Origin of the sequence: Arthrobacter sp. AG367 (assembly GCF_007828995.1) — a bacterium.
In the GTDB taxonomy this organism is placed as follows: Bacteria; Actinomycetota; Actinomycetes; order Actinomycetales; family Micrococcaceae; genus Arthrobacter.
Window position 1 is genome coordinate 91,585 of record NZ_VIVE01000008.1, and the last position, 12,405, is coordinate 103,989.

The window sequence follows — 12,405 nt, forward strand, 5'->3', positions numbered from 1 at the left end:
GCTGGAATCTTCCTTTCCATCGGTCCTGGCAGTAGCACCTTCGGCCGGCAGGAGTCTGCCGGGACGTGGTTGCTGCGGCGTCATTGAGCCAGGTCTCTCGGCCGCTCCGGATGGTCCACTCTCAGATAAATCGACGCGCGTGGAGCCGCGCAAATCCGCACCGCTTTATGTCGTGGGCATGTCCGGCCGGCCGCCGGCGGCAGGACCGGAACGTACTTACAGCGTTTGTCCAGCATATTGACAGGTTTCGTTAAGCTTGGTTGTGTGAATGTCACATGCCTCCGCTGCGACGGAGCGGCGGATGCCACCCGAGCACTCGAAAGAGGTAACTGTGACGAAATCCCTCAGGACCCTTGCCGTTAGCGGAGCCCTCGCGCTCGCCGTCGCAGCAGGTCCGGCGCCCTTGGCCGGCGCCGTAGGCGAAGGGCCTTCCTACGACGGCAACGGCCAGATCACCACGTCGAAGCTGGCCACCTACGACCAGATGGTCTCGTTCCTGAAGGACCAGGATGCGCGCCAGCCCGCCATGGAGCTGGAGGTCATCGGCCAGACCGTCAAAGGCCGCGACATCCACCTGGTCAAGTACATATCGGACCCGGCCAAGCCCACCATCCTGTATTTGACCCAGCAGCACGGCAATGAACAGCTCACCACCGAGGGTGCCCTCGAGTTCGTCAAGCACCTGGGCACGGGCAAGTCGGCAGGCATCCTGGACGGCGTGAACATCCTCATCGTGCCCATGCTCAACGCGGACGGTGCCATGGGGGATGTCAACTTCTCCCTGGACGACTACCTTGCCAAGGGGGACCGCCACCTCACCCGCTACAACGCGGAAGGCGTGGACCTGAACCGGGACCATGTGGCCAAGGTCCAGCCGGAGACCCAGGCGCTGCACAACAACGTGATGCGCCAGTACCGCATTGACTACATGATCGACCTGCACCACCAGGGCACCCGCGCCGAGCGCGACGGCAAGCTGGTTTCCGGCTCCATCCTGTACCCCACCACCCCGAACGCCGACCCCGCCGTCGTCGAGAAATCAAAGCGGCTCGGCGCCGTTGTCTTCAACAACGTTGACTCCACCGGCTGGGGCCACCTGGGCAGGTACCAGGGCGGGAGCGCCGAGACCATCAGCCGCAACGGCATCTCCGTGGAATACGGCATTGCCACCCTGCTTTTCGAGATGCGCGGCATGTCGGACCACTACCTGGATGGTTACGCGCTGGGGCAGCGGAGCAATGGTTACCTGATCAAGCAGACGGTCACCACGCTGGCCTCCACCGCCGCGGCCATCGCGGATGGATCCATTGCCGACGCCGACACCTCCTTCTGGGACACGCTCGCCGAGCAGACGTCCCGGCCCTCGGGGGAGGCCGAGGACGAGTAGGAGGCCCGGCGCCCGCCGCGGCCCATATTTGCGCGAAAGGGCCGCGGCGGGCCACAACAGTGGACAAAGTGCCCCATCGGCTAAACTTGGGTGGTAAGAGCCCCGGAACTCTTGCTTCGCTGTGCCGTGCTGCGGCTGTGCGAAGGCCGGTATGTTCGGGGCATTCTCATGAACGGCGCTGCATGGGCCCGCCACCAGATGGCTGGACCCGGGCAGCCCGAACGAATGGGGGAGGATCCCATGCCAGCAATTGTGATCGTAGGAGCCCAGTGGGGCGACGAAGGAAAAGGCAAGGCCACCGACCTTTTGGGCGGCCGTGTTGACTACGTCGTCAAGCCCAATGGCGGCAACAATGCCGGGCACACCGTCGTCGTAGGCGGTGAAAAGTACGAACTCAAGCTGCTGCCGGCAGGCATTCTCAGCCCCAACGCTGTTCCCATCATCGGCAACGGCTGCGTGGTGAACCTCGAAGCCCTCTTCCAGGAAATCGATGGGCTCCAGGCCCGCGGTGCGGACACCTCGAAGCTGCGGGTTTCCGCCAACGCCCACCTGGTGGCCCCGTACCACCAGGTCCTGGACAAAGTGACCGAACGCTTCCTGGGCAGCCGCGCCATCGGCACCACCGGCCGCGGCATCGGCCCCGCCTACATGGACAAGGTGGCCCGGCTGGGCATCCGCGTCCAGGACGTCTTTGACGAATCCATCCTCCGCCAGAAGGTGGAAGGCTCGCTGCGCCAGAAGAACGAACTCCTGGTCAAGGTCTACAACCGCCGCAGCGTTGTCGTGGACGAGATCGTGGACTACTTCCTGTCCTTCGCCGAGCGGCTCCGTCCGCTGGTCATCGACAGCACCCTGGTCCTGAACACCGCGCTGGACGAGGGCAAGGTGGTCCTGATGGAAGGCGGCCAGGCTACGTTCCTGGACGTGGACCACGGCACCTACCCGTTCGTGACCTCCTCCAACCCCACCGCCGGCGGCGCGTCGGTTGGCTCCGGCATCGGGCCCACCCGCATCTCGCGCTCCATCGGCATCATCAAGGCCTACACCACCCGCGTTGGCGCCGGCCCGTTCCCCACGGAACTCTTCGACGAGATGGGCATGTACCTGCAGAAGACCGGCGGGGAATTCGGCGTCAACACCGGACGCCCGCGCCGCTGCGGCTGGTACGACGCCGTCCTGGCCCGGCATGCCTCCCGCGTCAACGGCTTCACGGACTACTTCGTCACCAAGCTGGACGTGCTCACCGGCATCGAACAGATTCCCGTGTGCGTGGCCTACGACGTGGACGGCGTCCGGCACGATGAAATGCCCATGACGCAGACCGAGTTCCACCACGCCAAGCCCATCTTCGAGTACTTCGACGGCTGGACCGAGGACATCACCGGGGCACGCACCCTGGCGGACCTGCCGGAGAACGCCCGGAATTACGTGCTGGCCCTTGAGAAGCTCTCCGGAACCCGGTTCTCCGCCATCGGCGTGGGCCCGGACCGGGACCAGACCATCGTGGTGAACGACCTCATCAACGACTGACACTCCCCAGGGCAGCATGACGACGGCGGCAGGCCACCTTTGCGGGTGGCCTGCCGCTTGTGCGTCCCGGGACGTTCGGCCCCGGGTGGAAAAGCAATTTACACAGGCTTAACGCGCACGGTCTTGTGAGGCTGCACGCGTACCGGCAAGACTCGGTAGTACCCCCTGGTGCCCAAGGAAGGATCGTCATGGCCGGAAAATTTGAAGCATTCATTGACGCTGATTCGTTGTTCCGGTTCCGGCTCCTGGCCCCGGATGGCGCAGTGGTGGCTGTCTCCGGGCCGTACCAGGACAAGCAGGCCCTGGCGGCAGGGATCGCTGCCGTGCGTGAGTGCGCCGGCACCGGCCTGGTCACCGACCTCTGTCCCGCCGGGGCCGTATCCCGTCCCGCAACCGTGCCCGTAGCGGCAGCCGCCGCCGTTCCCGCGGAGCTGCCCTCCGCCGTCGTACCTGTCTGTAGCGACGAGCGCCTGCCCGCCAGGCTGCACTTTTTCGCGCTGGCCAAGGCATCGCGCAGGCAGGCGACGCCGCCCCGGTGGACCAGGGCAGCTGCCCGCTGACAGCCGCGGAACGGCTGCCAAAAAAGTTTTTGAAAGCGCGTAACCCTTTGGGGGTGCGTAGCGATTACCCCTATGAAGTGCCGGTCTGGAACCTGTCCCCCATCACGTTCCAGACCGGCTCTTTTGTTTTCCGCCCAGCCGGCTTCAGGTGCCGGGAGCCCGCAACGGCCCGCTTACCCGGCGCCGTGGCGCTTCCGGCAGCGGTTGTTACTGAAGGGTAAAGTAGGGGCAGCGTTCCGGATGTACTGAGCGTTCACCTTGCCAACTCCCTCTTTGACGGAAAGCACTACGTCAGTGACCGATGCACAGACAGACGAGGCTCCGGACCAGCCAACTCCCGGGACCGCTGCCTTCAGCCTCGTCTACAAGACGTACGCGTCGCAGGTACTGGGCTATCTCACCGCCCGGGGAGTCGAGGATCCGGAGGCCGCCATGCAGGAAGTGTTTCTTTCCGTCCTGCCCAGGCTCGACAGTGTCCGCGGAGGGGATGCGGGGCTGCGTACCTTCATTTTCTCCGTTGCCCATGCGCGGATGGTGGACGACCACCGCCGCCAAAGCCGAAGCCCGCTCAAACTGCCGTTCGAGCCAGAGCTTGACCAGCGCCAGGACAGCTCAGCGGAAAAGCTGGCGCTGGAGCGCATCTCACCCCGGGAAGTCCTCGGGCTGCTGGACGGGCTGCCGCAGGACCAGCGGGACGTGCTGTCGCTTCGCCTGGTGGGTGGCCTGACAGTGGAACAGACCGCGGAAACCATCGATAAGAGCGCCGGTGCCGTGAAACAGCTCCAGCGGCGCGCGCTGCTGAAACTTCGGGAACTTGCGGCAGTGAAGGAGTATTTCACGCCATGACGTCCGCTTCGGATAATCTCATCGCCCTCGTCGACGACATGCTCCAGGACGCCGGTGCAGCCCAGGATGCGGAACTCCGTGACACCCTGGTCGCACTGGGCGCCCTGGCCTCACTGCCCGTACCCGCGCCCACCGGCGAGCTTGCCGCGCTGCTGGCAGCAGACGGTCCGGCAGAAGACGCCGCTTCCGGGAAACTCGAGGGTGAGCAGCGGGTTGAGCAGCCGGATGGTGAGCAATGGGTTGACGACCCGCCGGGCGATGAACTGGCGCGCCGCCGCCGTCGGCACCGCCCCACCGCGCTGGGCCTGGTCCTCGTGGCGGGAATGGGGCTGGGCGTTGGCGGAGTAGCCGCCAGCTCCAGCGCTCCCGGAGACAGCCCCATTGAGCACGTGCTGACGGAATGGATGCCGTGGAACCATACGACCGACGCCGCGTCGGCCGTCTCCTCCACCGACGGCGGGCCAGACGTGGGCGCGGAAGGGGAAGTCACCCAGTCCGGCGCAACTGCCGCACCGGCTGGGGCTGCGGACGCGTCACACCGTGCGTCCCGCTTCCTGCTCGATCCTGCCGGACTGTTCGGCCGCACCCGCACGCCGGCGTGTGGCGGCCCCGTCAAGCACGACGCCGGCACAGGTCCAGGGAACTGCGCGGCCGAACCCGGGGCTGCTGCAGTGGGTGGAGCCGTCGGCGGCATGGATGGCAGCGGACGGGCTGTGCCGGCGGGAACCCCGGCGGATCCGGCTGCGGCCGGACCGGGCAAGGCCGGGGCGCCGGCACCGGCTACTGTGGCAGGCGGCGTGGACCCGGCCGGGACGGCGCAGAAGGCGGCCGGTTCCGCTGCCACCAGCGGCCGGGTGCCGGGCCAAGGCCAGCCACAAAACCCAGGGACGCAGGAACCAGGGACACAGGGCGCAGAGGGTTCAGAGTCGCAGGGCACAGGCCCCAAGGCCGCCACCCAGCTGAAGTAGCTGAAGCATGACAGGACGGGCAGCGTAGGCTGATCCCATGGGCCACACGAACGATCCCGCAGTCATCGAACGCCTTCTGCGAACCAAGGGCCGGTGGGCCATCGTCGGACTCACCACCAATGAGTGGCGCTCCGCCTACGACGTCTCGCTGATGATCCGCGACCGGCTCGGCATGGAGATCATCCCCGTCAACCTGAACGGCGACACTGTCCACGGCGAACCCGGCTATCGCACCCTCGGCGACATCCCGGCGGATAAGCAGCCCATCGACGTCGTGGACTGCTTTGTGAACTCGCAGAAGGTGGGCAGCGTGGTGGACCAGGCCATTGCCGCCGGGGCGAAAGCCGTGTGGCTGCAGCTGGGGGTCATCGACGAGGCAGCGGCGGAACGTGCCAAGGCGGCGGGGCTGGACGTGGTGATGAATCTGTGTCCGGCGCAGCTTGCCTGGAAGTACAACCTTTAGCGCTTTATCAACTCCGGATAGTGCCGTTCGGTCACGTCCGGGTGTGCCCGCATCCGGCCCTTGAGCATGTTGAGGCCGAACGATGCCAGGAGCGGGTTGTCCGGATCGTCCGTGATACCCCGGGCAGCCGCCTTTAGCTCGGGTGCCAGGGGGACGGGCTCGATGACCGCGTCGAGCCGCGGCGACCAGAAGAACGGCACCGAGTACCGGTCGACGCCCGGTGGCGGTGCCTGGACGCGGTGGATGGTCGCCGCCAGGTATCCCTCCGTGGCTACTTCGAGCATCTCGCCAAGGTTCACCACCAGTGCCCCCGGCAGGGGCTCCACAGGCAGCCACTGGGTGGTTCCGGGCGGCAGCACTTCCAGGCCGCCCACGTTGTCCTGCAGCAGGAGGGTTACGAAGCCGTAGTCCGCGTGCGAGCCAACGCCCTGGTCCCCGGCCGCTTCCACCACGCCGCCCACGTAGTGGACCAGCTTGCCCATCCATGCCGGTGAATCCCGGAAGGGCCCGTCGAAGTAGTCCTCCGGCAGCTGGAGCGAAACGGCGATCGCCCTTAACAGTTCCATGCCCACGCCGGACATCAGCTCCGCCCACTCCATGGCAGCAGGCTTCAGCTCGGGGAATGTTTCATCGGGCCAGAGATTGGGACCCTGCAGCAGCCAGTAAGGCTGGCTGTCCGGGTAGTCCCGCACCGGCTCGCGCTCCGGTGAATAGTCGATCTGCTCCCGAGCGTCGGCCCGGCCCTGGGTCACCTCGGTGCCCATGCGCGTGTAGCCACGGAAGTGGGGGGAGAGGCGGTTGTCCAGCTTCATCCGCTCCTCAAGGGGCAGGTCGAAGAAGCGCTGAATAGTGTCCAGGAGCTCTTCGGCCTGTCCCGGGCGGCCACCATAACCGGTGACCTGGAAGAACCCGATGTCGTGGGTGGCGTGCCGCAGCTGGTCGATGAACTCCGGGCTGAATGTGCCGTCGGCCCGCCGGGCGGCACGCAGGTCCAGAACAGGTATGGCTCCCTGGTCGCGTGACATGTTCGCAGACTAGCACCGCGCAGGTCTGCTTTATAGGCTTCCCTTATGGACCCAAGTGCGCTGCGGAAGATCTGCCTTTCGTTTCCCGGAGCCTATGAGGATTATCCGTTCGGACCGGAGACTTCGGTCTTCAAGGTCCGTGCCGGGGCTGCCGGGGGAGCGCGGCACGAGGCTAAACTGTTTGCCCTGTCGTCCATGGACGAACGCGATTTCTACGTGAACTTGAAGTGCGAGCCGGCCCTGGCCGTGCAGCTGCGCGCGGTACACCCGGCAATCACCGGGGCGTGGCACATGAACAAGACCCACTGGAATGGTGTGCGCATCGACGGGTCGCTGCCGGACGGGATGATCCGGGACATGGTGGAGGACTCCTACGACCTTGTGGTCTCAGGCTTGAGCCGGAAGCAGCAGGATCAACTGGGGTGGGCACGCCTCGAAAGGGCAGGCGGCGATGATTGACGCGGGAAGACTCGGCTATCCGGGAATTGGCGGCACGGAGCGCGGCGTCGCGCCAGTGGGGTACGACCGCGTCCTTGAGGAAGACCGCCTGGGTACCGGCCTTGGCGTCTACCGGCGCGTGGCGGACGGCATCCTGGGCTGGGAACTGCAGCGGAGGGCTGGCCTCACGGTGCGGGCAGACTCGCCAAGGGCGGTGCCCGGGGCACACGTGGTGAGCGGTTTCGGCGTCGGGCCCTTCCGCCTGCCCGCGCCCTGCCAGGTGGTGTGGGCGCGGGAGCCGGCACCGGACGGTGTTCCCCAATCCGCCGGGTTTGGCTACGGGACGCTGCCCGGCCACCCCGCCCGTGGCGAGGAATCCTTCGAGGTGGAGATCAACAGCCACGGAGAGGTGTGGCTGCGGATCCGTGCTTTCAGCAGGCCTGCCAACTGGTTCTACGCCGCCGGTGGCCTGGTCACCCGCGCGGCACAGCGCTACGTTACTTCCCGGTACATTGAAGGGGCACGCACCCTCGCCGCGGAAGGAACATCCCAGTGATCTTTATCGTCGTCAAGTTCAAGGTCAAGCCCGACTGGTCCGGGCGCTGGCTCGATCTGGTGGCAGACTTCACCCGGGCTACCCGGGAGGAGCCGGGCAACCTGTGGTTCGACTGGTCCCGCAGTGTGGACGATCCCAACGAGTTCGTCCTGGTGGAAGCGTTCAAGGACGACGCCGCGGGAGACCATGTCAACAGCGGGCACTTCAAGAAGGCCATGGCCGACATGCCCCAGGCACTCGCCGAAACACCCAGGATCATCAGCCGCCAGCTGGACGGCGAAGGCTGGGACCTGATGGGTGAGCTCACTATCGAGTAAAGACAGGGGCGGCCATGTGGATCGGCTGGATCGAGTTCGACATCCTCCTTGGGGACGTGCAGAGCCTGAAGGAAAAGCGCTCCGTCGTCAGGCCGCTCCTTGCCGAGCTCATACGCCGCTTCGAGGTGTCCGTCGCCGAAGTCGGGGACCATGCCCAGTACCGGCGCTCGCAGGTCGGCGTTGGCCTGGTGGCAGCTGACCGGGCCCATCTCGTGGAGGTGCTGGCCGCCGTCGAACGTTTTGTGGCAGCCCGGCCGGAGTTCGAGCTGCTCAGTGCACGGCAGCGGGAGCTGCACAGCGAGGACTGAACCGGTCCTTAAATGCGGACGGACACCCAAAGCCCTCTCTATGGGCTTGAGTGTCCGTCCGCGTTCTGTGGGGCCTAGCCGAAGTACTTCGGCAGGGTCCCTTCGTGGGCTTCGCGGAGCGCGGCCAGGGGCAGGCCCTCCACGCCGTTGATCTCCAGCTTGCCGCTGGCCGCGTCCACCACGCCGATGCGGGTGTGGGTGAAGCCGCGGGCGGTGCACATGTCCGTGAAGCGGACTTCCTCGGAGCGGGGGACGCCCACAACGGCACGGCCCTGGGACTCGGAGAACAGGGCCGTGAACAGGTCCACGCCGTCCCGGTCCATGACGTCCTGCAGCGCGATCCGGGCACCCACGCCGTAGCGCAGCGAGGACTCCACCAGGGCAGCCGCGAGGCCGCCTTCGGAGAGGTCGTGGGCGGAGTCGATCATGCCGTCGCGGGACGCGTTGATCAGGATCTCGCCCAGCGCGCGCTCGGCCTCGAGGTCCACCTTCGGCGGCTGTCCGCCCAGGTGCCCGCGCATGTTGGCCCATTCGGAACCGTCCAGCTCGGCGCCCGTGGTGCCCAGCAGGTAGATCGCCTGGCCATCCTCACGCCAGCCCGACGGCGTGCGGCGCGCAACGTCGTCGAGCTTGCCCAGGACTGCCACCACCGGGGAGGGGTGGATGGGCGTGGTGCCGGTCTGGTTGTAGAGCGAGACGTTGCCGCCGGTGACAGGGATGCCCAGCACCATGCAGGCGTCGGACAGGCCGCGGATGGCCTCGGCAAGCTGCCACATCACATCCGGGTCCTCGGGGGAGCCGAAGTTCAGGCAGTCGCTGACGGCCATGGGGACGGCGCCTGCGGTGGCTACGTTGCGGTAGGCCTCGGCCAGTGCCAGCTGCGCGCCGTGGTACGGGTCCAGGTAGGTGTAGCGGCCGTTGGCGTCGGTGGCCAGGGCAACGCCCAGGCCGGTTTCCTCGTCCACGCGCACCACGCCGGCGTCGTCGGGGAACGCCATGGAGGTGTTGCCGCCCACGTAGCGGTCGTACTGGTTGGTGATCCAGGACTTGGAGCACATGTTCGGCGACGCCACCAGTTCGGTGACGGCCTTGGCCAGCTCAGCGGGGGCGGCCGGGCGGCCGGCGTCCTGCACGGAACCGGTGAAGGTGTCCGCCTGCACGGCATCCTGCCACTCTGGACGGGCATACGGGCGGTCATAAACCGGGCCGTCGTGCGCCACGGTGCGGGGGTCGACGTCGACAATCACCTCGCCTTCCCAGGTGATGATCAGGCGGCCGGTATCGGTCACCTCGCCCAGCCAGGAGTACTCCACGGCCCACTTGTCCATCACGGCCTCGAACGCTTCCACGTTCTCCGGGGTGACAACGGCCATCATGCGTTCCTGGGACTCGGACATCAGGATCTCGCCCGGGGTCAGCGTGGGGTCGCGCAGCAGGACGGAGGTCAGCTCAACCTGCATGCCGCCGTCGCCGTTGGAAGCAAGTTCCGACGTGGCGCAGGAGATGCCGGCAGCGCCGAGGTCCTGGATGCCTTCCACGAGTGAGCCCTTGAACAGCTCCAGGCAGCACTCGATGAGGACCTTCTCGGCGAACGGGTCGCCCACCTGGACGGCGGGGCGCTTGGAGGGCTTGGTGTCGTCGAAGGACTCGGAGGCCAGCACCGAGGCGCCGCCGATGCCGTCGCCGCCGGTGCGGGCACCGAACAGGACCACCTTGTTGCCCTTGCCGGAGGCGTTGGCCAGGCGGATGTCCTCGTGCCGCATGACGCCGACTGCCAGGGCGTTGACCAGCGGGTTGCCCTGGTACACGGAGTCGAACACCATTTCGCCGCCGATGTTCGGCAGGCCCAGGGAGTTGCCGTACCCGCCGATGCCCGCAACGGCACCGTGCATGACGCGGGCGGTGTCCGGGTGGTCGATGGCGCCGAAGCGCAGCGGGTCCATGACGGCCACGGGGCGGGCGCCCATGGAGATGATGTCGCGGACAATGCCGCCGATGCCGGTGGCCGCGCCCTGGTAGGGCTCAACAAACGACGGCGAGTTGTGCGATTCAATCTTGAAGGTCACGGCCCAGCCGTCCCCCAGGTTGGTCACGCCGGCGTTTTCGCCGATGCCCACCAGCATGTCCTTCTTCATTTCCTCGGTGACCTTCTGGCCGAATTGGCGCAGGTGGTTCTTGGAGGACTTGTAGGAGCAGTGCTCGCTCCACATGACGGAGTACATGGCCAGTTCCGCGCCGGTGGGGCGGCGGCCCAGGACCTTGACGATCTCGTCGAACTCGTTCCGCTTCAGGCCAAGTTCGGCCCAGGGAAGTTCCGTGTCCGGAGTTTTCGCGGCGTTCTCGACGGTGTCGATGTTGAACTTCTTGGTGGTTTCCGTGGTCACTTGTCGCCTCCCACAATCTTGTTCAGGACGGAGGTGAAGAAGCCCAGGCCGTCGGTGTCGGAACCGCCGATGCCGTCCAGCGATTCGGGCCCGAAGCCCGGCTCCACGGCGTGTTCGGGGTGCGGCATGAGGCCCACCACGTTGCCGGCGGCATTGGAGATGCCGGCGATGTCGCGGCGGGAGCCGTTCGGGTTGAAGCCCACATAGCGGAAGACAACGCGGCCCTCAGCCTCAAGGGCGTCCAGGGTCTTCTCGTCCGCGATGTACTGGCCATCCTGGTTCTTGAGCGGGATGGTGATCTCCTGGCCCGCCTGGTAGTCCAGGGTCCACGCAGTGTTGCTGTTCTCGACACGCAGCACCTGGTCGCGGCAGAGGAACTTCAGGTGGTCGTTCTTGATCATCGATCCGGGCAGCAGGTGCGACTCGGTGAGGATCTGGAAGCCGTTGCAGATGCCGAGGACCGGCAGCTTGGCATCGGAGTTGGCGGCGTCGATGATCTTGGACATCAACGGCGCAAAGCGGGCAATGGCGCCGGCACGCAGGTAGTCGCCGTAAGAGAAGCCGCCGGGGATGACCACGGCATCCACGTCGCCGAGCTGGCTGTCGCCATGCCAAAGTTCGACGGCGGTGCCGCCCGCAAGGCGCACGGCGCGGGCGGCGTCGCGGTCATCAAGGGTGCCGGGGAAGGTAACGACGCCGATGCGGGCGCCGGCGAGGCGCGGCTCCGCCGCGACTGCGACGGCTTCGCCGATCAGGGGGAGTTCAGTCATGTCAGGCCTCGACGACCTCGACGTTGACGACATCTTCGATCACGGGGTTGGACAGGAGGGTCTCGGCGGCGTCGCGGGCCTGGGCCAGGATTTCCTCGGTCACCTCGCCGTCGACCGTCAGTTCGAAACGCTTGCCCTGGCGGACAGAGCTGAAGCTGGTGAAGCCCAGCCGGGGGAGAGCGCCGACGATCGCCTTCCCCTGCGGGTCCAGAATCTCGGGCTTGGGCATGACGTCAACAACGATCCGGGGCATCCGGCAACTCCTGTGCGTGAGCTTGGGTAAGGGCGCAGCGGAGTGGTGCCGTCTCACGCCGTACCGGGGTTGGGGGGACTGTTGGTCACCTGCGTTGGTTCACCATGAGGTCGGGCGCTCCGCGAGCTTGCCTTACCATTCTACCGGGCCGGGCGCACCCCTTTGCATCCGGCCTCCTGGGCAGCCGGGCGGCGGGGAATGAACCGGGGACAGGGACGCCCCTGGGCGGGGTTATGGAGTTGCCGGAGGGCGTTCACTAGAGTTGCTGAATGGGAGAAAATTCGAAGTCCGTGCTGTTGCCGATGGTTGCCGCGGCCGTGTTCGCCGGCCTGGGCAGGATGGTGTTTCAAAAAGTGAAGGCGGACCGCCTGGCCCGGGAGACGCGGGTAGCCGGTCCTGTGGATGAAAAAACCAGGCAATGGATCAGTGACGTGGTGCGCACTCCCCGCCAGTAGTTTCGCCGGCGGTCTCTCGTTCGCCAGGGCGTCCTTCGGGGCGCCCTTTTCCATGCCTGTTTCCGGGTCCTGCGGGCCAACGCCCCACCCCGTATGACAAGCGGAAAATTCTCGAATGTGCCCTATGTCATATCGTGCTCTCAGT

At 66.4% G+C, this 12,405-nt stretch carries 15 protein-coding genes and 1 riboswitch; of the genes, 11 read left to right on the forward strand and 4 right to left on the reverse strand.

Features of this window, described 5'->3' with window-relative positions:
* Nucleotides 1-13: 13 nt before the first annotated feature.
* A riboswitch (SAM riboswitch) is annotated at nucleotides 14-117 on the reverse strand.
* Nucleotides 118-301: 184 nt separating this feature from the next.
* The 6 genes from FB478_RS17745 to FB478_RS17770 all read left to right on the forward strand — a co-directional run bounded on the left by FB478_RS17745 (nucleotide 302) and on the right by FB478_RS17770 (nucleotide 5,754).
* Entirely contained in the window at nucleotides 302-1,387 is a 1,086-nt protein-coding gene (locus tag FB478_RS17745; protein WP_144601208.1) for a M14 family zinc carboxypeptidase, read from the forward strand.
* A gap of 240 nt (nucleotides 1,388-1,627) precedes the next feature.
* On the forward strand, nucleotides 1,628-2,917 hold the full coding sequence (locus FB478_RS17750; RefSeq protein ID WP_026266160.1) for an adenylosuccinate synthase: 1,290 nt from the start codon (nucleotides 1,628-1,630) through the stop codon (nucleotides 2,915-2,917).
* Between the two features lie 188 nt (nucleotides 2,918-3,105).
* Nucleotides 3,106-3,477, forward strand: a complete 372-nt coding sequence (locus FB478_RS17755) for a YegP family protein (RefSeq protein ID WP_018771838.1) — start codon at nucleotides 3,106-3,108, stop codon at nucleotides 3,475-3,477.
* Between the two features lie 294 nt (nucleotides 3,478-3,771).
* The gene (locus FB478_RS17760) at nucleotides 3,772-4,323 is read left to right on the forward strand and encodes an RNA polymerase sigma factor (protein ID WP_056392220.1); all 552 of its coding nucleotides are present in this window, start codon (nucleotides 3,772-3,774) and stop codon (nucleotides 4,321-4,323) included.
* Nucleotides 4,320-5,291: a hypothetical protein gene (locus FB478_RS17765; RefSeq protein ID WP_144601209.1), complete on the forward strand. Its 972-nt coding sequence runs from the start codon at nucleotides 4,320-4,322 to the stop codon at nucleotides 5,289-5,291. The genes FB478_RS17760 and FB478_RS17765 overlap by 4 nt, the downstream gene beginning before the upstream one ends.
* A 37-nt stretch (nucleotides 5,292-5,328) precedes the next feature.
* Nucleotides 5,329-5,754 carry a CoA-binding protein gene (locus FB478_RS17770; protein WP_018771841.1) on the forward strand — a complete coding sequence of 142 codons (426 nt, stop codon included), beginning with the start codon at nucleotides 5,329-5,331 and terminating at the stop codon, nucleotides 5,752-5,754.
* On the opposite strand, the gene FB478_RS17775 is transcribed toward FB478_RS17770, so the two are convergent.
* Nucleotides 5,751-6,779, reverse strand: coding sequence for an isopenicillin N synthase family oxygenase (locus FB478_RS17775; protein WP_144601210.1), 1,029 nt, complete (start codon nucleotides 6,777-6,779; stop codon nucleotides 5,751-5,753). The two genes, FB478_RS17770 and FB478_RS17775, sit on opposite strands and share 4 nt — an antisense overlap.
* Before the next feature lie 45 nt (nucleotides 6,780-6,824).
* Between FB478_RS17775 and FB478_RS17780 the strand changes: the two genes are divergently transcribed.
* The 4 genes from FB478_RS17780 to FB478_RS17795 are packed head-to-tail and all read left to right on the forward strand — an operon-like array spanning nucleotide 6,825 to nucleotide 8,398.
* Nucleotides 6,825-7,238 carry an MmcQ/YjbR family DNA-binding protein gene (locus tag FB478_RS17780; RefSeq protein ID WP_144601211.1) on the forward strand — a complete coding sequence of 138 codons (414 nt, stop codon included), beginning with the start codon at nucleotides 6,825-6,827 and terminating at the stop codon, nucleotides 7,236-7,238.
* Nucleotides 7,231-7,773, forward strand: a complete 543-nt coding sequence (locus FB478_RS17785; protein ID WP_144601212.1) for a DUF1990 family protein — start codon at nucleotides 7,231-7,233, stop codon at nucleotides 7,771-7,773. The genes FB478_RS17780 and FB478_RS17785 overlap by 8 nt, the downstream gene beginning before the upstream one ends.
* Entirely contained in the window at nucleotides 7,770-8,090 is a 321-nt protein-coding gene (locus tag FB478_RS17790; RefSeq protein ID WP_018771845.1) for a putative quinol monooxygenase, read from the forward strand. The genes FB478_RS17785 and FB478_RS17790 overlap by 4 nt, the downstream gene beginning before the upstream one ends.
* 14 nt (nucleotides 8,091-8,104) lie before the next feature.
* Nucleotides 8,105-8,398, forward strand: coding sequence for a DUF503 domain-containing protein (locus tag FB478_RS17795; RefSeq protein WP_056392212.1), 294 nt, complete (start codon nucleotides 8,105-8,107; stop codon nucleotides 8,396-8,398).
* A gap of 74 nt (nucleotides 8,399-8,472) precedes the next feature.
* Here FB478_RS17795 and purL read toward each other — a convergent pair whose 3' ends face one another.
* The 3 genes from purL to purS are packed head-to-tail and all read right to left on the reverse strand — an operon-like array spanning nucleotide 8,473 to nucleotide 11,805.
* The gene (gene purL / locus FB478_RS17800) at nucleotides 8,473-10,782 is read right to left on the reverse strand and encodes a phosphoribosylformylglycinamidine synthase subunit PurL (RefSeq protein WP_144601213.1); all 2,310 of its coding nucleotides are present in this window, start codon (nucleotides 10,780-10,782) and stop codon (nucleotides 8,473-8,475) included.
* On the reverse strand, nucleotides 10,779-11,552 hold the full coding sequence (gene purQ, locus FB478_RS17805) for a phosphoribosylformylglycinamidine synthase subunit PurQ (protein ID WP_018771848.1): 774 nt from the start codon (nucleotides 11,550-11,552) through the stop codon (nucleotides 10,779-10,781). Before purQ ends, purL begins: the two co-directional genes overlap by 4 nt.
* Nucleotide 11,553: 1 nt before the next feature.
* On the reverse strand, nucleotides 11,554-11,805 hold the full coding sequence (purS, locus tag FB478_RS17810) for a phosphoribosylformylglycinamidine synthase subunit PurS (protein ID WP_015935902.1): 252 nt from the start codon (nucleotides 11,803-11,805) through the stop codon (nucleotides 11,554-11,556).
* Nucleotides 11,806-12,074: 269 nt separating this feature from the next.
* On the opposite strand from purS, the gene FB478_RS17815 reads away from it, so the two are divergent.
* Nucleotides 12,075-12,260: a hypothetical protein gene (locus FB478_RS17815; protein ID WP_018771849.1), complete on the forward strand. Its 186-nt coding sequence runs from the start codon at nucleotides 12,075-12,077 to the stop codon at nucleotides 12,258-12,260.
* The last annotated feature ends 145 nt before the right edge of the window (nucleotides 12,261-12,405 follow it).

Excerpts from the sequence above, each read along its gene's own strand:
- FB478_RS17775 (WP_144601210.1), bottom strand. The coding sequence starts at position 6,779 with ATGTCACGCGACCAGGGAGCCATACCTGTTCTGGACCTGCGTGCCGCC.
- FB478_RS17765 (WP_144601209.1), top strand. The coding sequence starts at position 4,320 with ATGACGTCCGCTTCGGATAATCTCATCGCCCTCGTCGACGACATGCTC.
- FB478_RS17770 (WP_018771841.1), top strand. The coding sequence starts at position 5,329 with ATGGGCCACACGAACGATCCCGCAGTCATCGAACGCCTTCTGCGAACC.
- FB478_RS17755 (WP_018771838.1), top strand. The coding sequence starts at position 3,106 with ATGGCCGGAAAATTTGAAGCATTCATTGACGCTGATTCGTTGTTCCGG.
- FB478_RS17780 (WP_144601211.1), top strand. The coding sequence starts at position 6,825 with ATGGACCCAAGTGCGCTGCGGAAGATCTGCCTTTCGTTTCCCGGAGCC.
- purQ (WP_018771848.1), bottom strand. The coding sequence starts at position 11,552 with ATGACTGAACTCCCCCTGATCGGCGAAGCCGTCGCAGTCGCGGCGGAG.
- FB478_RS17750 (WP_026266160.1), top strand. The coding sequence starts at position 1,628 with ATGCCAGCAATTGTGATCGTAGGAGCCCAGTGGGGCGACGAAGGAAAA.
- FB478_RS17745 (WP_144601208.1), top strand. The coding sequence starts at position 302 with ATGCCACCCGAGCACTCGAAAGAGGTAACTGTGACGAAATCCCTCAGG.
- FB478_RS17795 (WP_056392212.1), top strand. The coding sequence starts at position 8,105 with ATGTGGATCGGCTGGATCGAGTTCGACATCCTCCTTGGGGACGTGCAG.
- FB478_RS17815 (WP_018771849.1), top strand. The coding sequence starts at position 12,075 with ATGGGAGAAAATTCGAAGTCCGTGCTGTTGCCGATGGTTGCCGCGGCC.
- purS (WP_015935902.1), bottom strand. The coding sequence starts at position 11,805 with ATGCCCCGGATCGTTGTTGACGTCATGCCCAAGCCCGAGATTCTGGAC.
- FB478_RS17785 (WP_144601212.1), top strand. The coding sequence starts at position 7,231 with ATGATTGACGCGGGAAGACTCGGCTATCCGGGAATTGGCGGCACGGAG.